Consider the following 26,111-nt stretch of genomic DNA (forward strand, 5'->3'; position numbering starts at 1 on the left):
CGCGGCCGTATCTCGATCGCATGGCCGTTCAGCTGATCCATCCGTCCGGTCTCTTCCGGGCCGAGCACTACACCCAGGTCGCGATCGCGACCGGCACCCGCACCGTCTACCTCGCGGGCCAGGTCGCGTACGACGAGCACCAGCGCATCGTCGGAGTCGGCGATCTCGCGGCGCAGACCGAGCAGGCGACGCTCAACGTGGGCCGCGCCCTCGAGGCCGCGGGCGCGACCTTCGAGGACGTCGCCAAGCTCACGATCTACGTCACGCAGTGGACCCCCGAGCAGATGCCGCGCTTCGTCGAGGGCTTCTCGCGCGCCGCGCAGCGCCTCGGCATCACCTCTCGCCCGCCGGCCTCGCTGATCGGCGTCGAGGTGCTCTTCGATCCCGACATCCGGATCGAGATCGAAGCGATCGCCGTCCTTCCCTGATCAGTCGCGATCGCACACCCCCGCGGGCGTCATGCTTCCGAAGTGCGGCACGCAGAACGAGCCGTCGGCGCAGCGGGGCTGGCGGTTGGCCCCGCCATCGGGCAGCGGGATCGCGCCGTCGGAGCCCGGGGGCACCGGGTACCACGTGGGATCGCAGAGCGGCGCGCAGTAATCCTGATGACATCCGAGCCCCGCGCCGCAGTCGACGTGGCTCCCGCACCGATCGCCATCGCCGCCGGGCGGGATGCACACCATGATCGACGTGCTCGCGCCGTACGGGGTGAGCGGTCGGCACTGGCCCCCACCGGCGCACGGCGAAGGTGCGCTCGGATCGCAGCGCACGTCGGGGATGCACTCGCCGCCGGCGTGCGGACAGAGCTCGCCCGCCTCGCACCCGAACGCGTCGCAGGGCGCGATGCAGGTGCCCGCCTCGCGGCTGTAGGGCGCGCACGCGAGGCCCTCGCCGCAGCGCGACGTCATCAGCGTCTGGCCTCCCTCGAGCGACACCGCGACGTCGATCGTGCACGCCGCGCCCGCGCCCAGCGTCCCCGGCTCGCTCACGCAGCGCATCGCGTGACGACGACCCTCGTCGATCTGCCCCCACGCGCAGCGCTCTCCGCTCTCGCACGACGACGGGTCGGCCAGCGAGCAGTCGGACACGAGGTCGGCGTCGCACACTCCCACCTGCGCTCCGTCGTCGGGCGCGACGTCGACGCACAGCGAGCCGTCCTCGCAGTGCGAGGGCGCGGGATGGAAGACCGTGCCGCCGTCGGGCAGCGGAGACGGCACCCCGGCGTCGGGCAGCGGCCTCGCGTCGCAGCGCGTCGCGCATCGTCCGTACGCGCACCCGAGCTCCCGCGCGCAGTCGCCGTCGCTCGCGCACACCGCGCCGATCGCACCATCGCCGGTGTCGCGACAGACCCAGCGATCGCCCCCGCCACCGATCGGCCTGACGTGCGCGCATCGCTCCGACGCGCCGCACGGGCTCTGGGTCAGCGGATCGCACTCGATCGCCGTCACGCACGACTGCCAGTATCCGGGGCAGATCTCGCCCGAGGCGCAGCCGAGCAAGTGGCAGGGGCGCACGCACACCGCGCTCTCCGCGAACGCTGGTGGCTGACAGACGAGGTCCTCGCCGCAGCGCGACGTCCGGTACGACAGGCCGTCGGCGAACGTGACGGGCACGTCGAACGCGCACGCCTCGCCCTCGCTCAGCGTTCCGGGCTCGGACGTGCAGCGGAACCCGGTCCACATGTAGGTATCGAGCTGGCCGTACGCGCACCGCTCGCCCTCGGCACACTCGTCGCCGCCGAGCACGCAGTTCGAGAAGCGGTCGCCCGCGTCCTCCCCGAAGCCCCAGCTCCCCGCATCGATCCCCGCGCCCGCATCGCCCCCGTCGGCGTTCGCGCCGCATCCCGAGAGCGCGACCACGACTCCGACGACTCCCCACACGGCTCCGTTCCGCACGCGGCACCTCCTCGCGCGTGCCAGACCGAGCCGTCGCGCACGCGCGCGGAGTGGGGAGCACGTCGCGTGCTCAGCCCGCGGTGCGCGCGACCAGCGCGCTCGTCGCCTGCCACGCGCGGAACACGAACCAGAGGCAGACCAGGTGGAGGATCACGCCGAGCCCGTCCTCGAAGAACACGAAGAGCGCGGTGTCCCCCGCGTAGACCATCATCGCCACCACCAGCGCCCAGGGCTTGCCGCGCTTGCCCAGCCACGCGAGCCCGAAGAGAGCGCCGGCGGGCACCAGCGCGAGCGCCACGCCGATCACGTTCAGCCAAGGCATCCCGGCCTCGGCCGCGAGCACGTGGACGATGACCGCCGGCACCAACGAAGCGCCGAGCGCCAGCGCGAAGCTCCAGTCCGCGCCCGCCGCCGCGGTGATCGCGTTGACCACCGAGAGCCCGACCGCCCAGTAGAGCCACGAGACGCCGCGCGAGACCTCGGACGCGAGCCGGACGAGCTCGGGGTCGGGCGCGGGCGCCGCTTCGCTCGCCGGCGCCTCGAAGGGCAACGTGAAGCCGGGTGGCGGAGGCTCGCGGTCGCGCGGGTCGTCGTTCGCGGGGGTGGTGCGGGTCGGGTCGAGCATGGCGCGCGAGGCTAACACGCCGCCGTTCACCCCCTCGGACGCAGCTCCGCCATCACCTCGAGCAGGTGCGCCGGCTCCACCGGCTTCACGAGGTGCGCGTCGAACCCGACCTCGCGGGCGCGGCTTCGATCGCTCTCCTGGCCGTAGCCCGTGAGCGCCACCAGCCGCACGCTCGCGAGGCTCGGATCGGCGCGCAGTCGCCGCGCGAGCTCGAATCCGTCGATCCCCGGCAGCCCCACGTCGAGGATCGCGACGTCGGGCGCCACCTCGCGGACGAGCGCGAAGCCCTCTTCACCGTGGGCCGCGGTGCGGCAGGTCACGCTCTCGGCCTCGAGCAGCGCGCACAGCGTCTCGCGGCTCTCGGCGTTGTCCTCGACGATGACCACCGACATCCCTCGCACCGACGCTCCGGTGCGGGGGCCGCGCGCGCGATCGGGATCGCTCCGGCCCGGCGCCTCGGCCCGAGGCAGTCGGATCACGATCTCGGCGCCACGCCCCTCGCCGTCGCTGTGGGCCTCCACGCTGCCGCCGTGCATCGTCACCAGGCTGCGCACCAGCGTGAGCCCCACGCCGAGGCCGCCGTCGGCGCGCTCGAGCGTGCGCTCCGACTGCACGAAGAGATCGAACACGTGCTCGATCATGTGCCGCGGGATCCCCATCCCGTCGTCGCGAACCCGCAGCACCACGCAGCCGTCCTCGGCGCGCGCCTCGAGCCGCACGTGCCCGCCGGGCGGCGTGTACTTCGCCGCGTTGTGCAGCAGGTTGACCTGGATCTGGTGCAGGCGCGCCGGGTCTCCGTCGACGTAGAGCGGCTCGTCCGGCACCGACACGACCAGCTCGTGCCGGCGCGACTCCATCGCGCCGCGCACCGCGTCGGCCGCGTCGTGCACCAGCTCCCGCACGTCGACGATGCGCCGCCTGAGCTCGATCTTGCTCTGGGTCACCCGCCCGACCTCGAGCAGGTCGTCGAGCAGGCGCGCCATCTGTCGCGACTGCCGCTCGACGAGGCGGAGCAGGTGCGGTCGTCGCTCCGCGGCATCCTTCCCCGACGTGAGGATCGCGGTCGCGTTGACGAGCGCGCCGAGCGGATTGCGCAGCTCGTGCGAGAGCATCGCGAGGAACTCGTCACGCCGCCGCACCGCGTCGTGGATGCGCTCCTCGGCGTGCTTCTGCTCGGTCACGTCGCGCAGGACGCCGATCACGCCGACGACGTGGCCCTCGCGATCGCGCAGCGGCAGGCGGGTCGCGAGATCCCAGCCCTCGACGCCCTCGCCGTCGGGCGCGCGGCGCTCCAGCCGGTACTCCTGCGCGACGCCGGTGCGCAGCACCTCGAGGTCGGCCTGGTCGAGCGCGCCCGCCCCGTGGTCGAGGCCGAGCCGCGCCGCCATCGGCGCGTTCACGCGGATGAAGCGACCGGCGTCGCTCTTGAAGTAGATCGCGTCGGGGGTGCTCGCGAGCAGGCTGTCGAGCAGGTGCCGCGCCTGGAAGAGCGCGTCCTCGGCCGCCTTCAGGCTGCTGATGTCGATGATCGTGACGACGACACCCTCGATCGACCCGTTCGCGCGGTACGGCAGCACCCGCAGGAAGTACGTGCGGCCGCCCTTGGTCCCGACCTGGCGCTCGATCGGCGTGCCGGTCGCGAGCACGCGCCGGATCGCCTCGTTCAGCTCGGGGTAGTCGAGGCGATGCGTGAACGTCTCGATCGAGCGCCCGACGTCGCGCGGCAGCAGCGTGAAGCTCTCGGCGATCTGCGGCGTGAACTTGCGGATGCGGAGCTCGCGGTCGAGGAACACGGCGCCGACGTCGGTGCTCGAGAGGAGGTTGTCGACGTCGTTCGTCAGCTCCGTGAGCTCCTGGATCTTGCGCTGGTACTCGGCGTTCACCGTGTACAGCTCCTCGTTCACGCTCTGGAGCTCTTCGTTCGTGCTCTGGAGCTCCTCGTTCGACGCGATCAGCTCCTCGTTCGTCGCCTGGAGCTCCTCGTTGCCGGTCTCGAGCTCTTCGATCGCCGCCTGCAGGTTCTCCTTCGTGTACGAGAGCTCGCGCTCGAGGTCCGCCATGCGCTCGCGCGAGACCTGATCGAGCTCGACCTCGGTCCCGTCGACGCGCTGTGCGCCGGTGGACGCGTCCGCCTCGCTCGGCGTGATCGTGATGAGGACGTGGCGCCCCCCGCCGTGGCGGTCGCGGACCCGACGGACCGACACGTCGTGCACGACCGGCACGCCGTCGATCGGGATCCGCACCCCGCGGAACATCACCGGCGACGCCTCGCGCTTCGCGCGCTGCAGCCCACCGACGACGACCATGCGCAGCTCGCCGTCGATGATGTCGAGCACCTCGAGGTCCTGGCGCCCGTCCTTCAGCCTCAGGTAGCGGCTGGCGCCGGCGAACGAGTGGAGCAGCTCGCCGCTCTCGTCGACGAGCAGGCTCGGCGGCATCCGCTCGTCGAGCAGCACGTCGTAGGTCGAGAGCAGCTGCGCGAGCGAGTGCCGCGCGGGCGTCGTGCCGAAGCTCGGGCTGCGCCGCGCCTCGACGCTCGGACCGCGGAAGCGCGTGTCCGACGCGAGCCGTGCGTCGCCGCGCTTCCGGTAGATGCGCCAGTGCCGATCGATCGGCTCGAGCTCGTCGGTGAGGACGCCCGGGCTCTCGCTCGGCCCGAGGAAGAGCACACCGCCGCGACCGAGCGCGAAGTGGAAGAGCCCCAGCACCTTCTCCTGCACCGCGGGCTGCAGGTAGATGAGCATGTTGCGGCAGCTGATCAGATCGACGCGCGTGAACGGCGCGTCGCGGATCACGTTGTGGACCGCGAACACCACGTTCTGTCGGAGGTCGGGCGCGACCTGGTAGGCGCCGCCGCGGTGCTGGAACCAGCGATCGAGGCGCTCGCGCGAGACGTTCGCGACCGCTTCCTCCGAGTACACCGCGCGCGACGCCGCCTCGATCGAGCCCGCGTGCACGTCGGTCGCGAAGATCTTGAACGGCCGGCCGCCGGTGCCGGCGGTGAGCTCGGAGAGGAGGATCGCGAGCGAGTACGCCTCCTCGCCGGTCGCGCAGCCCGGGACCCAGACGCGGAACGGCAGGTCGCGCGGGCCCCGCGCGAGCATCTCGGGCAGCACCTCGGTCGCGAGCAGGTCGAACGCCTCGTCGTTGCGGAAGAAGCGCGTCACGCCGATCAGCAGATCGCGGTAGAGCGTGTCGAGCTCCGCGCGCTCCTTGCGGAGGCGGTCCACGTACGCGCCGATCTCGCCGATGCGCGCGAGCTGCAGGCGCCGCTCGATGCGCCGGGTGACGGTGCTCGGCTTGTAGTGGGTGAAGTCGATGCCGAACTCGCGCTCGAGCATCGCGTAGACCGCCTCGAACCCGTCGGCGGGTGGCGCGCCCGCGGCGCGCCGGGTCTCGTGGGGCGAGCGCACGTGCTCGACGAGCGCGCCGGGGAGATCTTCGGGCGCGAGCACGAAGCTCGCGAGCTCGGTGTCGAGCGCCGCGCGCGGCATCCCGTCGAACTGCGCGGTCGTCGGGTCCTGCACCGCGACCAGGCCCCCCGCGCGATGCACGTCGCGGATCCCGCGCGAGCCGTCGCTCCCGCCACCGGAGAGCACGACCGAGATCGCGCGCTCGCCGCAGTCGCGCGCGAGCGACTTGAAGAACACGTCGATCGGCAGCGCGAGCTCGTGCTTCTTGTCGCGATCGCTGAGCCGCAGCCGCCCGCCCTCGATGCTCATCGCCTTGCCGGGAGGCAGCAGGTAGACGTGGTCGGGCTCGACCGGGATGCCGTCCTCCGCGAGGTGCACCGGCAGCTGGGTGCGGCGCGCGAGCAGCTCGTCCATGAGGCTCTTGAAGTCGGGCGAGAGGTGCTGGACGACGACGAACGCCATCCCGCTGCGCTGGGGAACGCTCGTGAAGAACCGCTCGAGCGCGTCGAGCCCGCCGGCCGACGCGCCGATGCCCACCACGTATGGCGCGCTCGGCCGGGCTTCCTGCCGTTCGGTTGTGGAGACCACGGTGCTCCCTCCGCGGCGAGACGAAGGCACACGTCGCGAAACGCCCCGTCTCCGCGGGCTGCCCGCAGTGCAGCGGACGTGCCGAGCCGGCTTTCGTCCGTGATTTCGCGGAGGGCCCGTGGCGCCGCGCCTCACGCGCAGCGAATTGGGACGAGGCGCTTCGCCACGATCTCCGTGGCGACGCGCTCCGCGGAGCTCAGGCGCCCGGGCAGCGTCCGTGCTCGGTGCAGCGCTCCTCCAGCTCCGGCGCCCGCTCGACCAGGAAGTCCCGGAACGCGCGCACCTTCGCCGGCACCACCCGCCCGCTCGGGTAGACGCAGTAGAGGTTCGACGCGCCCGCCGAGTACTCGGGCAGCACGTGCTCGAGCGACGTGCGGTCGAGCTTCACGACCGTCGGCAGCACCGCGATGCCTCCGCCCTCCACCGCGATGCGCTCGAGGAACGCCATGTCGTTGGCGCCGATCGGCGCGCGCACGTCGATCGAGCGCTCGCCGTCGGGCCCGGTGAGCGTCAGCCGCCCGCGCGCCTGCATCGAGCGAGGCAGCGCGAAGTCGTGGCTCGCGAGGTCCTCGATGCGGGTGGGGCGCCCTCGCGCGTCGAGGTACTTCGTGCTCGCCCAGAGCCCGAGTCCCACCGACGAGAGCCGCCGCGCCACGAGCGAGCTGTCCTCGAGCTGCTGCGCCGCGCGCACCGCGAGGTCGATCCCCTCGGCGACGAGATCGACGCGCCGATCGTCGACCAGGAGCTCGATCGTCACGTCGGGATGTCGCGCCCGGAACTCGGTCACCAGCCGCGGCATCCACCCGAGCGAGAGATCGCCCGGCGCGGTGATGCGCAGGTGCCCGCGCGGCCGCTCCCGCTCTTCGCGCGCGGCGGCGCTCGCCTCCTCGATGCGCGCGATCGCCGGCCCGACGCGCTCGAGGTACGCCGCGCCCGCCTCGGAGAGCGTCACCTTCCGGCTGGTGCGCACCACCAGCGCGGTCTCGAGCGCCGCCTCGAGCCGCGACACCCGCCGGCTGATCGTCGACTTCGGCAGGTGCATCCGGGTGGCGGCGGCGGTGAACGACCCGGTCTCGGCCACACGCACGAACGCCTCGAGATCTTCGAGGGCCGGCATGTTCGGTTGTTCGATGAGCGACATCGAGGAGATATCTGGGGCAACCGTTGCGAGAAGTGCAACGGTCCGTCCGAGGGTGGCCGTGTGAGCCGGGGTGGTCACGGGCTCGGACGTCACGAACCGTCTCGAAGTGACGCGAAGGGGAGCATCCCGCGGTTCGTGTCCCCGTCCTGGCACCTCCCATGCAGCGCGCGGCGGCCTTCATCGAGAGGCACGCGATGGCGCACGAGACCTCGACTCGGCGCTCGCAGCGCGCGCGCCGATCCGGAGGTTCGAAGAAGATGCGAAGAGTCGTTCGATCGGGGGCCGCGTCGACACCGTGCCGCATCGCAGATTCGGATTGGATCGACGAATCGGATGCACGGCGAGACGCGAGCCGCAGCGCCCTGGCAGTCGCGCTGCTGGCCACGCTCGCGGCAGGGTGCGAGTCGTGCGCCGCCGATCCCGCGGGCACCACGCGCGACGCCGCGCCGGTGGTGGATGCCGAACCACCGGCGTCGTGCACCGACGCCTACCGCGAGCTGCACGGGATGATCGTGGCTGCCGCCGAGACGCACGGCGCCTGTTCCGCCGACTCGGATTGCCAGCTCGTCATGCCGACCGTGCGCTGTCCCTCGAGCACGGGGGTCTTCGAGTACTGCAGCATCGCAGTCAGCGATCCGGCGCGATTCGACGACGCGGTCCGCGCGCTCGGCGCGCTCGAGTGGTGCGACGAGTGCGCCATCTACGCGGACTTCATGTGCGATGGCTCGTCTCCAGGGTGCATCGACTCGCGAGAGGTCTACCCGTCCGGCTGTGTGTCGGCGGAAGCGCGCTGCGTCTCGGGAACGTGCACCGCCGTCGAGGCGATCCTCTCCTGCGACGACGTCCAAGCACGCTGGCACGGCGTGTTCGACGAGCTCGCGCGCGACTTCGCGGCTTGCAGCGACGACGGCGACTGCGTCGTCGCGTCTGCCTTCACGAGCAACTGCGGCCCCGGCGTGGAGCTGGACGACATCTGCGCCTCGGTCGCGCGGGAGCACCAGGACGTCGCGTCCCGCCGAATCGACGAGACGTTGGCAGACTTCTGCGGTCACGCGATCGCCGGCCCGTGCAGCAGGACCGAGGTGGCGGAGTGCGATCCTCCGCGATGTGTCGAAGGGTCGTGCCGGTCCCGCGCCGCGTCGCCGTGACGAGCGCCGCGATCGACGAAGAGCCCGTGCGCCGAAGCGCACGGGCTCTCGTTCACGACTCGCGATCATCCACGAACGGACCGTCGCCGATGGGCCCGGGCGTCGGAATCGGCGCGACCGGCGTCGCCGGCTGCTCTTCCTGCTCCTCGTCTTCCTCCTCGCGCGCAGTGCGGGTCGAGCGATAGGTGTCGATCGGCGCGACCGCCTTCTGGAACCGCTCGATCGACTCCGCATCGGTCTCGTCGACCTCGGCCGAGAGCAGCCGCGCGTACTTGCTGATCGCGCGCGAGAACACGAACAGCGCGTCCTTCTTCGACGGCCGGCTCGAGCGCACCCGCGGTCGCTCGCCGGTGCCGATCGCCTCGCCGAGCGCGGCGGTCGCGTCGCGCGCCGCGGTGAAGTAGTCGACGCCCACGCACGCATCGATCTCGCGATCGAGCTTCAGCTCGACGATGTGCTGCAGCCGGCGGTTGCCCTCACCCCACGCTGCCGGCGCCTCGAACCGGATGAACGCGATCCCCTCGGGGAAGGCCTTCTCGAGGATGCGCGTCGCGGTCGCGCTCGACGCTGTCACGCCCGCGGGCAGTCGCGTCTTCGCGACCAGCGCGTCGTGCATGCCGCCCCAGCACTGCCCGAAGGCGATGAACTGCTCGCGGATCGTCTGGACGTCCTTCTCCGTCTTGATGATGTCGTCGATGACCTGCGCCTGCTCGAGGATCGCCTCGAGCGCCTCGCGTTCCTTCTCGCGCACGTTGCGCGGCCGCGCGTTCCGGAGCTCGCGCGCCAGCGCCATCGCGATCCGCGCCTGGACGCGAATGCCATCGGTGTACGGGCCATAGAGAAGCGTCGCAGCCACTGCCAGAAGAGCCGTCACGGGAACCACCTCGCTGAAGAGCGCGGCGTCACCCCCGACCCGCGCATCGTGGTGGGCTCATCGAAGAGCGATGACGCGCGTTGCGTGGCGGACGGCGAAAAAGCGTAACGGGTGACCCGAGTGACCATGCGTATGAGGTCACGAGCCACAATTTATCGATCCGTGACCATGCGTATGAGGTCACAGGGTCAGAATTTATCGATCCGTGACCATGCGTATGAGGTCCCGAGTCAGAATTTATCGATCCGTGACCATGCGCATGAGGTCCCGAGTCAGAATTCTCGCGCGAGCGACCATGCGGATGAGGTCGCGAGTCAGAATTCACGCGTCGGGCTCACGCCGATGCGGTCGGCGCCGAGACGTCAGAGCGCTGCGTTCCCCGCCGGGACTCGAGTCCGAGATTCTGCGGGGACTCGAGATCGCCCTCACCGCGAAGCAACCCCACCACGAGCGGCCCGCTCGACACGCCGCAAACGAAACTGCTGTGAGCGCGAGCGCGCGTCAGCGCGCCCTTGCGCGAACGTGCACACCGAAGCCTCACGGTCAGCACCCAGGTCGTCCTCGAGATCGCCGCGGCGCGAGCCGACGAGATCGTTCTCGAGAGGGCGCCAGCGCAAGCCGACGAGGGTGATCTCGAGATCTACGATCGTGAGTACGAGAGCTCGATCGGCCTCGTGCTCGTCACCCGCACTCCCGGCAGCTTCGCGAGCACGGCGCAGACGAAGCTCGAGCGATGGATGCGCAGCTCGTCGAGCATCTCGCGGTTCGTGAGCCGACCGCGGGCACGCAGCACGTCCCACGCGAGGTTGAGCATCCGAGGCGAGACGACCTGAGCGCCACTGCGACGCTCGGCGGTTCGCTTGGTCTCCACCCACAAGCCCGAGGGCGTCACTTCGGCGAGCCGATTCGGCTGCGCGCTGGGACCAAGCGTGTAGACGACGGGCGTCTGCCGCGACGCCGCGTGCAGCATGGCGAGGAGCTCGGGCTCGATCTCCTCGTCGCGTTCGACTGCCGGACCAGTGAAGTCCGAGGAGCGCGGATCGGCCCAGAGCTGCTCCGCCCACGACCAGAGATCGGCGATCGGCTGCTCGTCATCGCGCCCGCGCAACACCGTCGCTGCTTCGACGTTGGCGACCAGACCCGAGGTGAGATTCGCGGAGCCGACGATCGCAGTCGTCAGTCTGCCGCGGCGCCCGAGATAGACCTTCGGGTGGTAGGTCGAGCCGCCCGGATTGAGCACGCGGATGGACGCGCCGCCGTCGCGCAGCGCGGTCAGTGCTGCATCGCTGGTCGCACCGAGCGTGGTCGTGACCAACACGCGCGCGCGGCCGCGACGAGCGCTCGACTCGAGCTCGCGCGCGATGAGGTGGACACCGCGCGCTTGGGCGAACGCGACGCAGAGGAGCGAGTCGTCGGAGGAGTCGAGCAGGCCGCGGACGCTCGCGAGCAGCTCGCGCCCAGGCGCAGTGACGGCACTGACCTCCACGTGACCGGAGAGTACGCGCTCCTCGCCTGAGGTAGCGAGCCCGACGGCAACGCCGTACTGCGAGCGACCGAGATGGGCCTGGAGAAGACCGCGGCCAGCGCAAATCGAATACCGTCGCAAGCTCCGCCGAGATTCCTGCGCGGACTCGAGCTCGTGCCGGCCGCGAAGCACCCGCCACGAGCGGCCCGCTCGCCACGGCCCAAACGAACTGCTCCGAGCGTGAGCGACCGCCAGCGCGCCCTTGCGCGAGCGCGCATGCGAAGGCGCACCGTCAGTACTCAGATCGTCATCGAGATCGCCGCACCGCGAGATCGTCCTCAGAGACCGGTCCGACGACCTAGGGAGAGCCCTCGGTTGTGCAATCAACCACGCCGCTGCTGTACACTCGCAGCGCACGTGACGTGTTCACTTGCTGCGCGCCGTTGATTCGCCAGAACAAGGACCAGAGCAGAGAATCCAATGGCACACATCGCTGAGTTCGAAATACATGGCCTGGCAGGGCGGAGTGCACCGATCAGGAAGGAGCTGCACCCGAAAACCAACCTGTTCTTCGGCGGCAACGGATCTGGCAAGACGTCACTCCTTCGCATCCTGCGTGCCGTTCTGGCTGAGGACACCTCCTCTCTGGCGACCGTCCCTTTCACGCGCGCCGAAGTTGTCGTCGCTCACCCTTTTCAGAAGCGTTCCTTCACCTATTCGCTCTTGCGGAACAGCGCGCCGCGGTCTCCTGCTGAAGAGCGTCGCTACGATCCCAAGTTGTTTGTCTACGACGAGACCGGCCGTCCGGTCCCGGATGTGTCGCTCTCGGTGCAACCGGAGAAACGGCCGATGGGGTGGGCACATGAGTACTTGCCGACGACCCGAATGTTCTTCGGGGCGGACCGCACGTTGCCCGAGATGATGCGGCATTCTCTTCACACCGAACCCGGCATCGAGGACCTCGCGAATCGCCTCTTCAAAGATGCCGTCGAGCGTGAGTGGCTCACACTCTATAGCCGGTCGCAAGCTCAGGTGCGGAAGGTGCAGGAAGATGGTCTTGCTGACCTGCTTGTCGCCCTTCTGAATCGCAGCGGTGCTGACGAGAACACGCCGCCGGAGCCCGAGGTGTCGGCGGAAGCTGCCTACGATAGGGCCGTTACATTTCTGAGGCGCATGCGCCGTGTCAGAACCGCGCCGAAGATCGGAACATTCACGGCGCACTACGAGCGCGATCCTGTGCTCCAGCACGTGATGCGTCACATCGATGAGGTCGAAACAAAGATCAAAGACATTCAGAAGCCCATCGACGAGTTCCGGACGCAGATCGATAGACTCTTCAGCGGCGGCAAGAAGCTGCTAGCGGGGCCCGACGGCCTCTCGGTTCAGCTCGCCGGAGATAGAAAGATCGATATCAGTTCGCTCTCCTCGGGCGAGAAACAGATAATTCGGCTGCTCATGGCAGCGATCCGTGGCGACGGCCCCATCTTGATCGATGAGCCAGAGCTTTCGATGCACATCAACTGGCAGCGCGAGTTCATTCGCACGATGCGCGCGCTGAACCAGGATTCGCAAATCATCGCCGCGACGCACTCTCCGGAGATCCTCGCAGACATCCCTGATGAGAACATCTTTCGTATCTAGGGAGGCGAAGTGAGCACCCGTCTTGCGCACTCAGCCGGCGGCTTCATTAGAAGCATCCAGATGTCATCCGAGGACGTCGTGCTGCTGGTTGAGGGAGTCGGTGATCGCGCGTTCTACAGCGGCGTGGCTCGTGAGGCGCTTCCGAACGTACTGACGCGCGTTGTTACCACCGCCGAGCTGCAAGGATTCACGAAAGCCAGTGGTAAGCCGGCGCTGATCGACACCTTCAAGCAACTAAAGAAGAGTGGCGTGCTCAAGACGAGCCTCGCGGGCGGACCGACGAAGACATTCGTAGTGATTCTCGACAAAGACATAGACGATCGCCGGAGACGGAAGCTTCGATCGCCGCACGTCGTCTACACGGTTCACTACAATGTCGAAAACCACATCTTCGAAGCGGCCGATGTGGCGAAGGCCGTATCGTGTGCATGCTCGCTCGACCTGGAAGCGGTTGCGAGCGCGCTCGGCCATCAGGAACAATGGCGACGCAGCATCGGACGCGATTGGGCCGAATGGACGGCCTACTGCTACGCGGTTCACCGAAACAGCGTGGGCGTCCAAGGCTACGGGCGTGACAAGTCGATGTTCCACCCCAGGGCGGGCGATCCGATCGACTCCGCGACGCAGCAAACTATCGTCAGTCATGCCACGTTGATAGATGCGAACTTCCCTCGATATCTACGCACAGCGCGTCGCGTCATCGCTGAAGTTCTAGCTCGCGACGCACATGACCTTGTCTTCAATGGCAAGTGGTACGTCCCGTGGCTCGCACACTTAGCGGACCGCGCTGCGAACGGCGCGCCGTATCCGAAAGCAAGTGCGGCGCATTTTCGTGCTTGTGCCCTCGCGACGATCAACTACGCCAGCGCTGTCCTCGCTGAGGTCGTACGGCGCATCAGGACGGCGGTGCACGGAACCGCAGCCGGCCCTGCCGCTGCGCCGAGCGCGAACTCTCCCTAAGTGGGCCCACCACCGTCCCGCGACCGTCGTGCTCGATGCGAGTGTGGATTGCGGCGAAGTGCTACCGACCTCTCAAGCAGCGTCTGGAAGCTTCGGGAGCCGCGCCGTCTCTCTCGATTCCGCGAGGCGGCCGCGGTGCGAGTGCACGCGCGCTTCGCCGGCGTGATCCGGGAGCCACCGCGATGCGTCGCCGGCCCGAGAAGCCATAGCGCTCACGTGTTCATCCACACGGCGCCGCATGCTACCCCGCCGCTCGCTTCGTCTCCTGGTACATCCTTGCCGGCATCGCGTACTGCAGGTCCCACTCGATCTGCATCGGCCTCCCACCGCGATGCGACCGGTACCAGCCCGGGCCCAGGTTCACGTAGGGAAGGCGCTCTCCGCGCTCTCCGGTCTGGCGCTCTCGCACGAAGAGCAGGACTTGGTTCGCTGCGCCTCTCTTCGCCGCGATGTATCGCTTTCCTGCCGGCGCGCTCTCGTGACAGGTGCTCTGGCTCTCCCAGTGGAACCTGGTCGGGCTGATCGGGTAGTCGTCGTAGAGGGTCGTCGGGGTGTAGTGCTTCTCGCTCTTCTCCAGGGTGATGAAGAGCAAGTCGAGCTTGCGCTCGGGCACGTGGAAGACGCCGGTCTGGATGCGCTTCACGCCGCCTTTGTCGTTGCGCTCGTCGATGCCGGCGAGGACCTCGTCGAGCGTGTAGGTCGCGTGGACGCGCAGCGGGAGATCGCCGAGCGGCGCGCCCAGCCAGCGGCTGCGATCCGCGAGCACGCCGAACAGCTCGCGCAGCTCGCGGCGTAGCGCGGGGCGCGACCAGAGGTGCGACCACGCGCGCGACATCTGCGCGTAGGGCGCGCGCACCCAGCCGAGCAGGACGAACAGCCAGCGCTGGATGGGATCGCTCGCGTCGGGCGCAGGTGCGCTCCCGCGCGCGAGGAGCGCGCGGAATCCGTCGAGGCGCAGCGGGTCGTCGACGTGGAGCATGCGGCTCAATGCGCGCTCGACCTGGAGGTCTTCGTCGCCGTCGCGACGACTCGACTCGAGCCCTGCTTCACGCCGCAGTCGAGTCCAGGTCCAGGGCTCGGCGCCCGACGAATAGACGTCTTCGACGTCGGTGTCGGTCTCGCGCAGGAAGGTGGCGAGATCGATGTCGCGGTGGCTCTTCGCGAGCTCGCGCAGGTCCTCGACCAGCGCCTTCTTTCCGAGGCCGAGCGCGTGCTGGACGTTCTCCAGCACCGCGTCCTGGGCGATGCGATCGAGCTGGATGACACAGCCGCTCGGGAGTGAAGGAAAGCCGCGCTCGATCTCGCTCTGGATGCTCTTGCGAGTGCCGCCGACGATCGCGCGATAGCGAAGGTCGAAGCGGAAGCGACGGTGTGCGTCGCCGATGAAGTCGAGCACCGTGAGGCAGTCTTTGTCGCGCGACTTCCGGAGGCCGCGGCCGAGCTGCTGGAGGAACACCGTCGCGCTCTCGGTCGGGCGCAGGAAGAGCACGGTGTCGACGTCGGGGAGATCGACACCCTCGTTGAACAGGTCGACGCTGAAGATCGCGCGCAGCGATCCGGCGCGCAGCGCGGCGAGCGCTTGCTCGCGCTGGGTGCGCGGCGTGTCGGCGCTGACCGCCTCGGCCGGGAGCTTCGCCTCGCTGAACTTGCGCGCCATGAAGCGCGCGTGCGCGACGTCGACGCAGAACCCGAGCGCGCGCATGGCGCCGATGTCGCAAACTCGCTTCTGCGTCTCGGCGAGCACGCGCAGCGCGAACGCGTCGTCGGCGGTGTAGACGTTCGAGAGCTGCGTCGTGTCGTACTTGCCGCCCGACCACGGGATCATGCGGAGATCGGGCGCGCCGCCGACACCGAAGTAGTGGAATGGCGAGAGCAGCTCTTGATCGAGCGCCTTCCAGAGTCGCAGCTCCGACGCGATGCGATCGTCGAAGTGCGAGAGCACGCTCTTGCCGTCGGCGCGCTCCGGCGTGGCAGTGAGCCCGAGCAATACGCGCGGGCGGAGGTGCGTGAGCAGGCGCTGATAACTCTCCGCGGCGGCGTGGTGGAACTCGTCGACGATCACCACGTCGAACGAGTCGGGTGAGAGCGCGTCGATGCGCTCGCGCGAGAGCGACTGGATGCTCGCGAACACGTGCTCGCCGCGCACCGGGCGATCGTCGCCGACGTGCAGCTCGCCGAACGACGCGTCCTTGAGCACGACCTGGAACGCAGTGAGCGTCTGCTCGAGGATCTCGCGTCGATGCGCGACGAAGAGCAGTCGATCGCGCGCGAGCTCCTTGCGGAGCCGCGCATAGTCGAGCGCGGCGACGATGGTCTTGCCGGTGCCGGTCGCGGCGACGACGAGGTTTCGCCAGTGACCGCGGGCGCGCTCGGCGGCGAGGTCGTCGAGGATCTCGCGCTGGTGGGGGCGAGGCTCGACGTCGAACACGAAGAGATGACGCGCGCTCTCGTTCTTCTGGGTCGCGATCGCCCTGTCGAACTCGTCGGGCTCGTAGGCGCGGAACTCGGGGTCGGCCCAGTACTGCTCGAACGTGGTGCGGAACTTCTCGAGGATGGGGCCGTTGTCGATCTGCGAGAGACGCACGTTCCACTCGAGACCATCGAGCATCGCGGCGGCGGAGAGGTTCGAGCTGCCGACACACGCGGTCGAATAACCACTCTCGCGATGGAAGAGCCACGCCTTGGCGTGGAGGCGGGTGCGCGTGGTGTCGTAGGAGACGCGGACGTCGGCGCCGAGCGCGCGGAGCTCGTCGAGCGCGCGGCGATCGGTCGCGCTCATGTACGCAGTGGTCAGGACGCGAAGCGCGCCGGGGCGACGGCGCACCAGCGCGCGCAGCTCGTCCTCGACGAGGCGGAAGCCGCTCCACTTGAGGAACGAGCAGAGGAGATCGACACGATCGGCGCTCGCGATCTCGCGCTTCACCTCGGGGCCGAGCGAGACATCGTGGCGACCGTTGACCAGGAGATCGCTCGTCCCGAGCGGGATCTCGGGGCGCGTCGGGGAGGTCGCGTGGCCGAGCGACGACGGGGCGGGCTCGCGCACTGCGAGCAGACGGCGACCGGGCGCGGCGACGTGATCGTCGCGCGACGCGCCGGCATCGGGCACGTCGCGCTCGATCAGCTCGAGCAAGCGATTGGTGAGCGCGATCTGGCGATCGAGCGCGTCCTCGCGCGAGGTGGGCACTGCGCTCAGCGCATGCACGACGCGCGAGTGGAGCAAGCGCGCGAGCGCGCGTGGGGCGTCCGATGGATCGAGGGGCTCGGTCTCGTGGAGCTCGCTCGCGAGCGCAGCGAGCGAGGCATCCAGCGAGTGGGTGACGGGAGCGTCGTAGAGGCCCGGAGTCGGAGGACGGCGCGCGGTCACGCCTCGAGACTACCAGCCGCGCACGCTCCTTCGCTCAGACCCGCGCCGGCGGGAGCAGGTCGAGCGTGCGCTCCACCTCGGCGGGATCGACGTAGAACAACCCCTCGCCGCGCGGCTGGCCGACGACGAACGCGAAGTGCTGCTCCTCGCGCTCGACGGTGTTCTTGTAGACCGTGACGAAGCGGTCGGGAGGCTGGAGGACCAGCAGCGAGCCGCCCGGCGCGAGGCCCAGGATGCCGTGGGCCAGACCGCTGCCCTCGACGCCGACGACGACCCGCGCGCCCGCGCAGGTCTTCACGATCGTGGCGACGTCGGTCTGCGCCGGATCCAGGACGCGGAAGCCGCGGCGCTGCGCCAGCATCTCGGCGAGCGCCGCCTCGTTCTCGAGGACGCGCGGTTTGCCCTTTCCGGTGCGGCCTCGCACGACGAAGACGCCCGGATGCGGCTTGGCGTCCACGCGGGCGAACAGCTTCTCCCGCAGCGCACGAAAGCGTGCGCGCTTGTCGTTCGTGTAGCCGAAGTCGTCGAAGAGGACGAGCTCGCGGAAGAACGCCGACTCCAGCCGCGAGGGCTGGATGCCGAGCCACTCCTCGTAGGTCGGCTCGTGGCAGCCCACCGCCGTGCGCGAGATCGTGACCGGGTCTCCCTCCGCGGCCGCCAGCGGGTAGGCGAGACAGTCGTGAAGGAGCCAGTTGCCGAAGTACGTCATGCCCGCGAACGTCGAATAGACGGCGCCCCGCCCGATCTCGCGCTCGACGCGCAGACGCGGGACTCGTGTCGTGCGCGTGCGGATGCACTCGTGGCCTCTGCCCTTGTAGACGACGCCGTCGAGCAGCCACGCCTTCTCGAAGAGGAACGCACGAGTCGGGGCGTGGTCGACGAACCCACCCTCGACTTCTTTCAGCGCGTCTCCCTCGGAGAACATCGTCCCAGTGACGCGCTCGAGCTGGTTGGGCAGGAAGAACGCCTTGGGGGCGCGCGCGCGGGTCGCCGGGCTGAGAGTCCATGTCCGATCGGCGACGTCTTGCAGCGGTCGGCCCTGCCAGCCGAAGAGTCGTCCTGCGCTGTGCAGCGCGGGCAATGGAGTCCACTTGCTGATCACGAGTCACCTCGCGGGCTGAGTGCCATCGAGCGTCACCTAGCCTAGCCGCCGAAGCGCAGCGTCAAATGCTGCCGCTTGGAGCTTCGCGCGAATCCAACGGCTCGCTGCGCAGCCATCTCCCGTCCGTGCCCGAGACGGGCTGCTTCGCGAGCACTCCTGTCGCGTCCCGAATCCGAACCAAGACTCGCGCTCTTCGCGCGTCCAGGAGAGACGTACCAGTCTGCCGAGCTTGTGCCCGCACGCTCCGGGACGAAAGGCTGCTGCGTGTCTCGGCGCCTCAGTTAGCACCTGAGGGTGTGCATGGGACTCTCGCACATCGCGTGTCCGGGTGGCTGCGAATGCGCGGGAGCAGACTTGAAATGAAGTGGTCAGTGAGGTGACGCGACTCGACGCGTCTCGGGGGACGGAGATCCGTTTCGAGGGGGGATTCCGAATGCTGACGTCCAGTGTGATTCCGGGGGCCTGGAGCGGACTGAGCCGGAGGCTCGTCAAGAGGACACGTCAGGCCGCCGGCCACGTGCGCCATCGAGCCAATCAAGTCCGCCATCTCCGCCGTAGACCGCCTCTCTCCGCCATCGGCCGGCACATCATCGCCGAGCTCCGGCGCGACGGCGTGGCGGCGGTACCGCTCGAAGCGCTGCCCTTTGCCTCGAATCCGGCGCTGTTCGACGCCATGCCGAGGGTCTGTCAGCACCTCGATCGACTGGACCCCGACGCCGCGAGCACGCTGGAGTACAAAGACGGATTCGAGCACTGCGTCCCGATCAATCCGTCGAAGATCGCGACCGACTTTCCCGAGCTCTTCATGTGGGGCCTCGACGAGTCCCTGCTCGACATCGTCGAGAGCTGCATCGGTCTCGACGTCGCGTACCACGGCGTCTGCGCCCGGAAGGAGATCGTCGATGGCAGGTCCGTCGGGACGCGCTTGTGGCACCGGGACGGCGAAGACCACGACGTCATCCGCGTGCTGATCTACTTGAGCGACGTCCTCGACGACGAGAGCGGTCCGTTCGAGTACGTGCCGCGCCACTCCAGTCCGACGTATCGCGACTTCCACGGAATCGACGAGATCACCGACGAGGAGATGAGGCGTGTCGTGCCGGAGTGGAGATGGCGCCGCGTGAAGGCGCCGAGAGGCACGGTCGTCTTCGGCGCAGTGGCCAAGATCTTCCACCACGGAAGGATCCCGAGGAGCGCCCGCAAGCTCGCGTCGTTCTGTTACACGTCGAGGCATCCGAAGGACGAAGTCCTGTGTCGGGCCTTCAGCTTCGAGTCGGGAATTCCGTTCCTGAACGAGCCTCTCTCGGACCGCCAGCGCGCGTGCCTGTGGAAGTACCAGGAGCTGCTCCCGGCACCGGGGCTCGGGCCCGCGCGGGCCGCTCCTGTCGCGGTCTCGCCCCGGCCGAAGAAGGCGGTGGTGGTCGCGCCGCGGCCGTCGCCCGCGCCGCTGTCTCGGATGGCGATCGCCGTCCCGGCCTCCCCGTCTCTCGCACCCTCGGAGCTCACGTGAGCGCAGCTCCGAATCGGGTGCTCTGGTCGCCGTCACGGCCCGCCGCCGACCTGTCGCGCGCGGGCCGGGGCACCGGACCGATCATCGACCGGCGGGTCGCCCGCGTCGTGGACTCGATCTCGATGAAGAAGCTGCTCGGGCAGGCGGTCGCGAGCAGCCTCGGGCACGAGTTCGCGTCCACCTACACCGAGTGGATCCGAGCGTCCGAGGCCACGCCGGTCACCGGTCTCGAGACGTTCCCCGTGCGGTATTTCGTGAACGGGGTGACGCAGGCCTACGACATCTTCTTCTACGAGCACAAGGGCCGTCGATTCCGGACGCTCCAGGGCGAATATCCGTACGTGCGACTCTCGGTGCCGGACTGGGCGCACGTGGAGTCGGACGAGCTCCGGCCCAATGACGCGCTCGTCATGTCGGTGCCGTTCTACGCGGACGGCTCGGTGCCGCGTGGCTATCGCGCATTGCTCGACCGCTGCAGCGAGCTCGGAGTGCCGGTGATGATCGACGCCGCGTATTTCGGCACGAGCTTCGGCACTCGATTCGACTACACGCATCCTGCGATCGAGATGCTGAGCTTCAGTCTGAGCAAGACGTTCGCCGTGCACTCGTTCCGGATCGGCATTCTCTTCTCGAAGCGGGAGCTCTCCTATCTGGAAGAGATCCAGATGCAGGCGCGCTACTACAACCGCGTCGGCGCGTCCGTGGGCCTCGCGCTGATGCGCCAGTTCCCCGCGGACTTCATGCCGTCGAGCTATCGCGATGCGCACCGGAGGGTGTGCGCGGAGCTGGACGTGATCCCCAGCCGCTGCGTGATGCTCGCGAACCTCCACGACGACGACCGGCGCTTCGACGCGCTGCTGGAGGACTCTCGCTTCGAGAAGCCCGCGCTGCCCCCGGGCGTGCGGCGGCGGATCTGCGTCAGTGGGTACCTGCGCCACTCCGGCTCGCCGCTGCGTCGTCTCGCCCGGCGCCTGCTCGGCAAGTCCGGCTGACCTTCGTCGAGCCTCGACGCTGTGGTCCTCGAGGGAGGCTCGGCGAACGGGCTAGCCCTGTGCCCGAGTCGAGGCTCGCCTCGACTGGGCGCTGGGCTGGCGGCGGTGTTTCTCGCGGGCTGCGAGCACCTCCGCGGTGTTCTCGGAGATCCACGTGCCGAGCGCGGCGACGTGCTTGGCGAGTCGACGGCCCATCGGCGTGAGCGAGTACTCGACACGCGGAGGAACCTCGGCGAAGTCACGCCGGAGCACGAAGCCGTCCTCTTCGAGCGTCCGTAGCGTCTGCGCCAGCATCTTCTCGCTGACGCCGCCGATGACCCGGCGCAGCTCGCTGAAGCGGAGCGTCTGGTCGTGGAGCGCGAGAAAGACCAGGACGCCCCAGCGCGACATCACGTGATCGAGGATCGATCGGCCGGGGCAGTCCTGTGCGTACGCCTCGCCGAGCAAGTCACGCGTCTTGGCCATCGTGGATACTTACCAGAAGGTACGTACTTACGAAGGGAAAGTGCCAGTGTTAGGCCATCGCTCAGGAGGCAACTCGATGAGCACGATGACCAACGACAGGAAGAGGACGCTCGCGATCTTCGGTGCCGGGACCGGGCTCGGCGCGTCCGTCGCGGCACGGTTCGGACGCGAGGGGTACCGCGTGGCGCTGGTCGCGCGCCGCGCGGGTCCGCTCGAGGAGCGCGCCGCACAGCTCGCGCGCCTCGGCGTCGAGGCGATCGCGTTCCCGGCCGATCTCACGAACCTCGACGGCATCCCGGCGCTCGTGCGTTCGATCGAGGACGAGCTCGGGGGCATCGACGTCGCGATCTACGCGCCCGTGACGCCGGAGGTCGGGTTCGTGCCCGCGGTGGAGCTCGACGCCGCGAAGCTCCGACCGCTCGCCGAGCTGCTCACGTTCGCGCCGATCGAGGTCGCCCACGCCGTCCTTCCCGGAATGCTCGCCCGAGGCGACGGCGCGATCGTGCTCGGCGGCGGTCTCACCGCCGTGCACGCGATGCCGGGGATGAGCGGCGTGGGGCCCGCGATGGCGGCGGCGCGCAACTACATCTTCACGCTGAACGCCGAGGTCGGGCCGAAGGGCGTCTACGCGGGCACGGTCACGATCGGCGCGCTGATCGAGCGCTCGGCCGGGCACCGCGCGATGACCGCCGGCGGCGCACCGCTCGACGCGAGGTTCCCGGTCATCGATCCCGATGCGATCGCCGACGAGATCTGGACGCTCGTGACGAAGCGCGAGCGTGTGGAGGTGGTGCTGCCGCAGATGCCGGCGGCGTGACGTCCGCGGGAGGATCCACGAGAGACGTGCGCGAGCCCGCGCACGCTCTCGTGCGATCACGCTGCGTCGGGCGACGACAGATCGTCGCGGAGCGCGGCGATGTCGCGCTGGGGCGGGGCACCGAAGAGACGGCGGTACTCGCGGCTGAACTGCGACGGGCTCTCGTAGCCGACGCGGAACGAAGCGTCGGTGGCGCTCAGGCCTTCGCCCACCATGAGCCGTCGCGCCTCGTGGAGCCGCAGGCGCTTCTGGTACTGCAGCGGGCTCATCGCGGTGACGCTCTTGAAGTAGTGGTGCAGCGCCGACGCGCTCATGCCGACCTCTCGGGCCAGGGCGTCGATGCGGAGCGGCGCCGCGAAGTTCTCCTGCAGCCAGGAGAGTGCGCGCACGATGCGGCGCGCCTGTCCGTCGCGCGCGGCGATCTGGCGGAGCCGCGGGCCCTGCGGCCCTGCGAGCAGTCGATAGGTGATCTCGCGCAGCGCGAGCGGCGCGAGCACCGGCTGATCGTCGGGGGTCTCGAGCAGCGAGACCAGACGCGTGAGGACGTCGACGAGCGCGGGCTCCATCGGGCTCACCGCGACCGCGCGCGCGAGCGGTGTGCGCGCCGCCTCGCGCCGGTCCGACGCGGCGACCAGCTCGGCGACCATCGACGTGTCGAGGCCGATCCGGAGCGCGAGATACGGCGCTCGCGGCGAGGCACGAGTCACCTCGCCCATCATCGGCACGTCGGCGGAGACGATGAGGAAGTGCGCGGGGTCGTAGTCGAGGACCTCCTCGCCGAGCCGCATCCGCTTGGTGCCCTGCGCAATGACGCAGAGGGAGGGCTGGTAGAGGACCGGCACCGCCGTCGACGGGGCCGACTGGCGGAAGAAGGTCAGCTCGTCGATCGCGGTCGGGTGCTCGCCGTCGCCGCCGGTGAACCGGTCGATCAGCTCCAGCAGCTCGGTCAGTCGCCGCGACATGGATCGCGAAAATGCAGGATCGGGCAAGGATCGTCGAGGATCGATCTAACGCGGGCAGAGCACGCGAACCTAGGGTGGGCGACGCGGAACACGCGCCCGTGAGGGCGCAGACGTCCGAGAGGAACCACACCATGTCCACGAAGGCCTACGCGGCTCGGAGCTCCAGCTCTCCGCTCGCACCGTTCACGATCGAGCGGCGGAGTCTGGGGCCGTCCGATGTCGAGATCACGATCCTCCACTGCGGTGTCTGCCACTCCGATCTGCACCAGGCGCGGAACGAGTGGTCGAACACCATCTACCCGTGCGTGCCCGGCCACGAGATCGTCGGGCGTGTCGCCCACGTCGGAAAGGACGTGACGAGGTTCGCGGAAGGCGACCTCGCCGCCGTCGGCTGCATGGTCGACTCCTGCCGCAAGTGCGCGAGCTGCGAGCGGGGGCTCGAGCAGTACTGCGTCGAGCTCCCGACCTTCACGTACAACGGTCGCGACGAGCGCGGCAGCGGGCCGACCTTCGGCGGCTACGCGCAGTCGATCGTCGTCGACGAGGCGTTCACGCTGCGGCTCCCCAGCGACGCGAGCCTCGCCGCGACCGCGCCGCTGCTCTGCGCCGGGATCACCACCTACTCGCCGCTGCGTCACTGGAACGTCGGGCCGGGAACGCAGGTCGGCGTCGTGGGCCTGGGCGGGCTCGGTCACATGGGCGTCAAGCTCGCGCGTGCCCTCGGCGCGCACGTCGTGCTGCTCACCACCTCGCCGAGGAAGGTCGAGGACGGCCTGCGACTGGGCGCCCACGAGGTCGTGGTCTCGACCGACGCGAACGCGATGGCGAAGCACCGAGGGAGGCTCGACTTCGTGCTCGACACGGTGTCCGCGGCCCACGACGTCGACGCGCTCCTCTCGCTGCTGAGGCTCGACGGAACGCTGGCGCTGGTGGGCGCACCGGACCGGCCGCTCTCGGTGGCGCCGTTCGGGATCATGCTGCCGCGGCGTCAGCTCGCGGGCTCGGGGATCGGCGGCATCGCCGAGACCCAGGAGATGCTCGACTTCTGCGCGACCCACGGGATCACCGCGGACGTGGAGACGATCGCGATCCAGCAGATCAACGAGGCCTACGAGCGCCTGCTCCGGGGCGACGTGCGCTACCGGTTCGTGATCGACATGGCGTCGCTGGCGTAGTCGGGCGAGGCGTTGCGTCGTACGTCGAGCGTCCCGAGATCGACGACGTTCCCCGTCTGTGGGCGAGGAACGTTGCAGAACGAGCAACGACGAGTCGCATCGCGGACCTCTCCCGAGCTCCCGATCCGCGCCGCAGGTTGGTCGCGTCAGGAGGGTTTCCCCATGAGCGATCGCATCCGCCGCTACGCCCCGCACGCCGCGCGCATCCTGCTCGGCCTGCTCTTCTTCGTGTTCGGCCTGAACGGCTTCCTGCAGTTCATCCCGCAGCCTCCGCCTCCGCCCGAGGCCGGCGCGTTCCTCGGTGGCCTGGCTGCCGCGGGCTACATGTTCCCGCTGATCAAGGGCACGGAGGTCGTCGCGGGCGCGCTGCTGCTCACGAACCGCTTCGTCCCGCTGGCGCTGGTGCTGCTCGCGCCGATCGTCGTGAACATCGTGTTCTTCCACGCGGTGCTCGCGCCCGATGGAATCGGCATGGTGCTGTTCATCCTCGCGCTCGAGGTGGGCCTCGCGTTCGCGTACCGCAGCGCGTTCCGTGAGGTGCTCGCGCTCGACGCGAAGCCGACCCCGCAGCCCGCGGCGAACGGCGAGCAGGAGCGCCGCGCGGTCGCGACGGCGTGACCGATCGGCGTCGCGGCGGCGCGCGTCAGAGGATGACGCCCGCCGCCGCGACGTCGGCCCCGTGAAGAAGGCCGCGACGCTGGCTCGTCGCGGCCTTCACGCGTTCCGTCGCTTCGAGGCGAAGCCTCCGAGCGCGACCGTGTAACGTCGTGCTCGTCGCGTCCCTCGAATCGGCATCATGAAGCCCGACGTGTCCTCTCCCCGCACCATCGACGACACCGACGGCGCGGTCGTCGCGCAGGTCCTCGCGGGTGACGCCGCGCGCTTCGAGGCGCTGATGCGACGCCACAACCAGCGCGTGTTCCGCACCGCACGCGCGATCCTGCGCAGCGAGGCGGAGGCCGAGGACGCGGCACAACAGGCGTGGCTCTCGGCGTACACCCACCTCGCGCAGTGGGATGGCCGCGCGCGCTTCTCGACGTGGCTCACCCGCATCGTCGCGCGCGAGGCGCTGCACCGGCTGCGCGGACGAGGCCACGATCACCTCGAGCTGGTCGAGGATCGCGCGTCGCCCTCGATGCCGAGCCCCGAGGACGAGACCACCCGCGCCGAGGTGCGCGCGATGCTCGAGCGCGAGATCGACGCGCTCCCCGAGGCGTTCCGCACCGTGCTCGTGCTGCGCGACCTCGAGGAGCTCTCGAGCGCCGAAGTGGGCGAGGTGCTCGGCCTCACCGAAGAGGCAGTGCGCGTCCGGCTGCACCGGGCGCGACGCGCGCTGCGGGCCGGCATCGAGGAGCGGCTCGAGACGAGCGCGCGCGAGCTCTTCCCGTTCCTCGGCGAGCGCTGCGATCGCATCTGCGCGTCCGTGATGCGCGCGATCGTGAGAGCATGAGCAGGTGAGCGACACGAAGCAGAAGCGCACGCTGTCCGACGACGACGTCGTCGTGAAGCGCACGGAGACCGGCCGCGCGATCGAGCGCGTCGGCGGGAACCTCGGCCCGGGCGCGAAGACCGCGACCGATCCCGACGCCGGCGGTGGCGGTGGTCGCGGCGCGTCGCGGCCCGGCGGAGCGACCGACGCCGACGTGAGCTGATGCGCAACTCTGCCGCGCATGCGGCATGCGCGATGCAGTCCTCTCGCCCGGACGAACGGACGAGGAGGACCTCATGGAATGGGTGCGCGCAGCCGCTGCGTGGATCAGCGCTGCTGCGTTCCTGGTGCTCGCATCGAGCGCCGAAGCGCAGCAGGTCTACGTAGGCGACGATCTGCCCGAAGGTGACTGGATGACGAGCGGTCTCGCGCCGCTCGTGCTCTTGCTCGGGCTCGGCATCGTGGTCGCGCTGGTCGCGGCGGGCGTCGCCGCGGTCCTGCTCCGCTCGCCGCGGCGCCGGTTCGGCGGCCCGCGCGAGGCGTGA

General features: G+C 69.5%; 22 protein-coding genes. 12 read left to right on the top strand and 10 right to left on the bottom strand.

Features of this window, described 5'->3' with window-relative positions; all coding sequences use genetic code 11:
• Nucleotides 1–20 precede the first annotated feature (20 nt).
• Nucleotides 21–428 carry a RidA family protein gene (locus I5071_RS35730; RefSeq protein ID WP_236517829.1) on the top strand — a complete coding sequence of 136 codons (408 nt, stop codon included), beginning with the start codon at nt 21–23 and terminating at the stop codon, nt 426–428.
• Here the strand turns inward: I5071_RS35730 and I5071_RS35735 are convergent, their stop codons facing one another.
• The 4 genes from I5071_RS35735 to I5071_RS35750 all read right to left on the bottom strand — a co-directional run bounded on the left by I5071_RS35735 (nt 429) and on the right by I5071_RS35750 (nt 7,662).
• Entirely contained in the window at nt 429–1,895 is a 1,467-nt protein-coding gene (locus I5071_RS35735) for a hypothetical protein (RefSeq protein ID WP_236517830.1), read from the bottom strand.
• Between the two features lie 70 nt (nt 1,896–1,965).
• Entirely contained in the window at nt 1,966–2,520 is a 555-nt protein-coding gene (locus I5071_RS35740; protein WP_236517831.1) for a hypothetical protein, read from the bottom strand.
• A 26-nt stretch (nt 2,521–2,546) separates the two neighbouring features.
• On the bottom strand, nt 2,547–6,521 hold the full coding sequence (locus I5071_RS35745; RefSeq protein ID WP_236517832.1) for a chemotaxis protein CheB: 3,975 nt from the start codon (nt 6,519–6,521) through the stop codon (nt 2,547–2,549).
• A gap of 196 nt (nt 6,522–6,717) precedes the next feature.
• Nucleotides 6,718–7,662: a LysR family transcriptional regulator gene (locus I5071_RS35750; protein ID WP_236517833.1), complete on the bottom strand. Its 945-nt coding sequence runs from the start codon at nt 7,660–7,662 to the stop codon at nt 6,718–6,720.
• Nucleotides 7,663–7,856: 194 nt separating this feature from the next.
• On the opposite strand from I5071_RS35750, the gene I5071_RS35755 reads away from it, so the two are divergent.
• The gene (locus I5071_RS35755; protein ID WP_236517834.1) at nt 7,857–8,810 is read left to right on the top strand and encodes a hypothetical protein; all 954 of its coding nucleotides are present in this window, start codon (nt 7,857–7,859) and stop codon (nt 8,808–8,810) included.
• A 52-nt stretch (nt 8,811–8,862) separates the two neighbouring features.
• On the opposite strand, the gene I5071_RS35760 is transcribed toward I5071_RS35755, so the two are convergent.
• Nucleotides 8,863–9,666: a hypothetical protein gene (locus tag I5071_RS35760; RefSeq protein WP_236517835.1), complete on the bottom strand. Its 804-nt coding sequence runs from the start codon at nt 9,664–9,666 to the stop codon at nt 8,863–8,865.
• A gap of 658 nt (nt 9,667–10,324) precedes the next feature.
• Nucleotides 10,325–11,536: a phospholipase D family protein gene (locus I5071_RS35765; RefSeq protein ID WP_236517836.1), complete on the bottom strand. Its 1,212-nt coding sequence runs from the start codon at nt 11,534–11,536 to the stop codon at nt 10,325–10,327.
• A gap of 93 nt (nt 11,537–11,629) precedes the next feature.
• On the opposite strand from I5071_RS35765, the gene I5071_RS35770 reads away from it, so the two are divergent.
• Together I5071_RS35770 and I5071_RS35775 are read left to right on the top strand one after the other, a co-directional pair.
• Complete coding sequence (locus I5071_RS35770; RefSeq protein WP_236517837.1) at nt 11,630–12,790, top strand: AAA family ATPase; 1,161 nt, start codon at nt 11,630–11,632, stop codon at nt 12,788–12,790.
• A gap of 9 nt (nt 12,791–12,799) precedes the next feature.
• On the top strand, nt 12,800–13,750 hold the full coding sequence (locus tag I5071_RS35775; protein ID WP_236517838.1) for a hypothetical protein: 951 nt from the start codon (nt 12,800–12,802) through the stop codon (nt 13,748–13,750).
• Nucleotides 13,751–13,991: 241 nt separating this feature from the next.
• On the opposite strand, the gene I5071_RS35780 is transcribed toward I5071_RS35775, so the two are convergent.
• Together I5071_RS35780 and I5071_RS35785 are read right to left on the bottom strand one after the other, a co-directional pair.
• Nucleotides 13,992–17,114: a DUF3427 domain-containing protein gene (locus tag I5071_RS35780; protein WP_236517839.1), complete on the bottom strand. Its 3,123-nt coding sequence runs from the start codon at nt 17,112–17,114 to the stop codon at nt 13,992–13,994.
• Between the two features lie 34 nt (nt 17,115–17,148).
• Nucleotides 17,149–18,216 carry a glycosyltransferase 61 family protein gene (locus tag I5071_RS35785; protein ID WP_236517840.1) on the bottom strand — a complete coding sequence of 356 codons (1,068 nt, stop codon included), beginning with the start codon at nt 18,214–18,216 and terminating at the stop codon, nt 17,149–17,151.
• 376 nt (nt 18,217–18,592) lie between these two features.
• Between I5071_RS35785 and I5071_RS35790 the strand changes: the two genes are divergently transcribed.
• Nucleotides 18,593–19,726 carry a hypothetical protein gene (locus I5071_RS35790; RefSeq protein ID WP_236517841.1) on the top strand — a complete coding sequence of 378 codons (1,134 nt, stop codon included), beginning with the start codon at nt 18,593–18,595 and terminating at the stop codon, nt 19,724–19,726.
• 107 nt (nt 19,727–19,833) lie between these two features.
• Nucleotides 19,834–20,718: an aminotransferase class I/II-fold pyridoxal phosphate-dependent enzyme gene (locus I5071_RS35795; protein WP_236517842.1), complete on the top strand. Its 885-nt coding sequence runs from the start codon at nt 19,834–19,836 to the stop codon at nt 20,716–20,718.
• Nucleotides 20,719–20,769: 51 nt separating this feature from the next.
• Here the strand turns inward: I5071_RS35795 and I5071_RS35800 are convergent, their stop codons facing one another.
• Nucleotides 20,770–21,183 carry a winged helix-turn-helix transcriptional regulator gene (locus I5071_RS35800; RefSeq protein ID WP_236517843.1) on the bottom strand — a complete coding sequence of 138 codons (414 nt, stop codon included), beginning with the start codon at nt 21,181–21,183 and terminating at the stop codon, nt 20,770–20,772.
• A gap of 1 nt (nt 21,184) precedes the next feature.
• On the opposite strand from I5071_RS35800, the gene I5071_RS35805 reads away from it, so the two are divergent.
• Complete coding sequence (locus tag I5071_RS35805) at nt 21,185–22,000, top strand: SDR family NAD(P)-dependent oxidoreductase (RefSeq protein WP_236607712.1); 816 nt, start codon at nt 21,185–21,187, stop codon at nt 21,998–22,000.
• A 56-nt stretch (nt 22,001–22,056) separates the two neighbouring features.
• Here the strand turns inward: I5071_RS35805 and I5071_RS35810 are convergent, their stop codons facing one another.
• Nucleotides 22,057–22,962 carry an AraC family transcriptional regulator gene (locus tag I5071_RS35810; RefSeq protein ID WP_236517844.1) on the bottom strand — a complete coding sequence of 302 codons (906 nt, stop codon included), beginning with the start codon at nt 22,960–22,962 and terminating at the stop codon, nt 22,057–22,059.
• Nucleotides 22,963–23,093: 131 nt separating this feature from the next.
• Here I5071_RS35810 and I5071_RS35815 point away from each other — a divergent pair, with 131 nt between their 5' ends.
• The 5 genes from I5071_RS35815 to I5071_RS35835 all read left to right on the top strand — a co-directional run bounded on the left by I5071_RS35815 (nt 23,094) and on the right by I5071_RS35835 (nt 26,111).
• Entirely contained in the window at nt 23,094–24,137 is a 1,044-nt protein-coding gene (locus tag I5071_RS35815; protein ID WP_236517845.1) for an NAD(P)-dependent alcohol dehydrogenase, read from the top strand.
• A 162-nt stretch (nt 24,138–24,299) separates the two neighbouring features.
• On the top strand, nt 24,300–24,755 hold the full coding sequence (locus tag I5071_RS35820) for a DoxX family protein (protein WP_236517846.1): 456 nt from the start codon (nt 24,300–24,302) through the stop codon (nt 24,753–24,755).
• Between the two features lie 178 nt (nt 24,756–24,933).
• Nucleotides 24,934–25,587: an RNA polymerase sigma factor gene (locus I5071_RS35825; protein ID WP_236517847.1), complete on the top strand. Its 654-nt coding sequence runs from the start codon at nt 24,934–24,936 to the stop codon at nt 25,585–25,587.
• 4 nt (nt 25,588–25,591) lie between these two features.
• A complete protein-coding gene (locus I5071_RS35830; RefSeq protein WP_236517848.1) occupies nt 25,592–25,789 on the top strand; it encodes a hypothetical protein in 198 nt (65 codons plus the stop codon).
• 73 nt (nt 25,790–25,862) lie between these two features.
• The gene (locus I5071_RS35835; protein WP_236517849.1) at nt 25,863–26,111 is read left to right on the top strand and encodes a hypothetical protein; all 249 of its coding nucleotides are present in this window, start codon (nt 25,863–25,865) and stop codon (nt 26,109–26,111) included.

The organism is Sandaracinus amylolyticus (assembly GCF_021631985.1).
Classification (GTDB): Bacteria; Myxococcota_A; Polyangia; order Polyangiales; family Sandaracinaceae; genus Sandaracinus; species Sandaracinus amylolyticus_A.

Excerpts from the sequence above, each read along its gene's own strand:
- I5071_RS35810 (WP_236517844.1), bottom strand. The coding sequence starts at position 22,962 with ATGTCGCGGCGACTGACCGAGCTGCTGGAGCTGATCGACCGGTTCACC.
- I5071_RS35820 (WP_236517846.1), top strand. The coding sequence starts at position 24,300 with ATGAGCGATCGCATCCGCCGCTACGCCCCGCACGCCGCGCGCATCCTG.
- I5071_RS35835 (WP_236517849.1), top strand. The coding sequence starts at position 25,863 with ATGGAATGGGTGCGCGCAGCCGCTGCGTGGATCAGCGCTGCTGCGTTC.
- I5071_RS35755 (WP_236517834.1), top strand. The coding sequence starts at position 7,857 with ATGGCGCACGAGACCTCGACTCGGCGCTCGCAGCGCGCGCGCCGATCC.
- I5071_RS35815 (WP_236517845.1), top strand. The coding sequence starts at position 23,094 with ATGTCCACGAAGGCCTACGCGGCTCGGAGCTCCAGCTCTCCGCTCGCA.
- I5071_RS35770 (WP_236517837.1), top strand. The coding sequence starts at position 11,630 with ATGGCACACATCGCTGAGTTCGAAATACATGGCCTGGCAGGGCGGAGT.
- I5071_RS35825 (WP_236517847.1), top strand. The coding sequence starts at position 24,934 with ATGAAGCCCGACGTGTCCTCTCCCCGCACCATCGACGACACCGACGGC.
- I5071_RS35750 (WP_236517833.1), bottom strand. The coding sequence starts at position 7,662 with ATGTCGCTCATCGAACAACCGAACATGCCGGCCCTCGAAGATCTCGAG.
- I5071_RS35740 (WP_236517831.1), bottom strand. The coding sequence starts at position 2,520 with ATGCTCGACCCGACCCGCACCACCCCCGCGAACGACGACCCGCGCGAC.
- I5071_RS35730 (WP_236517829.1), top strand. The coding sequence starts at position 21 with ATGGCCGTTCAGCTGATCCATCCGTCCGGTCTCTTCCGGGCCGAGCAC.
- I5071_RS35800 (WP_236517843.1), bottom strand. The coding sequence starts at position 21,183 with ATGGCCAAGACGCGTGACTTGCTCGGCGAGGCGTACGCACAGGACTGC.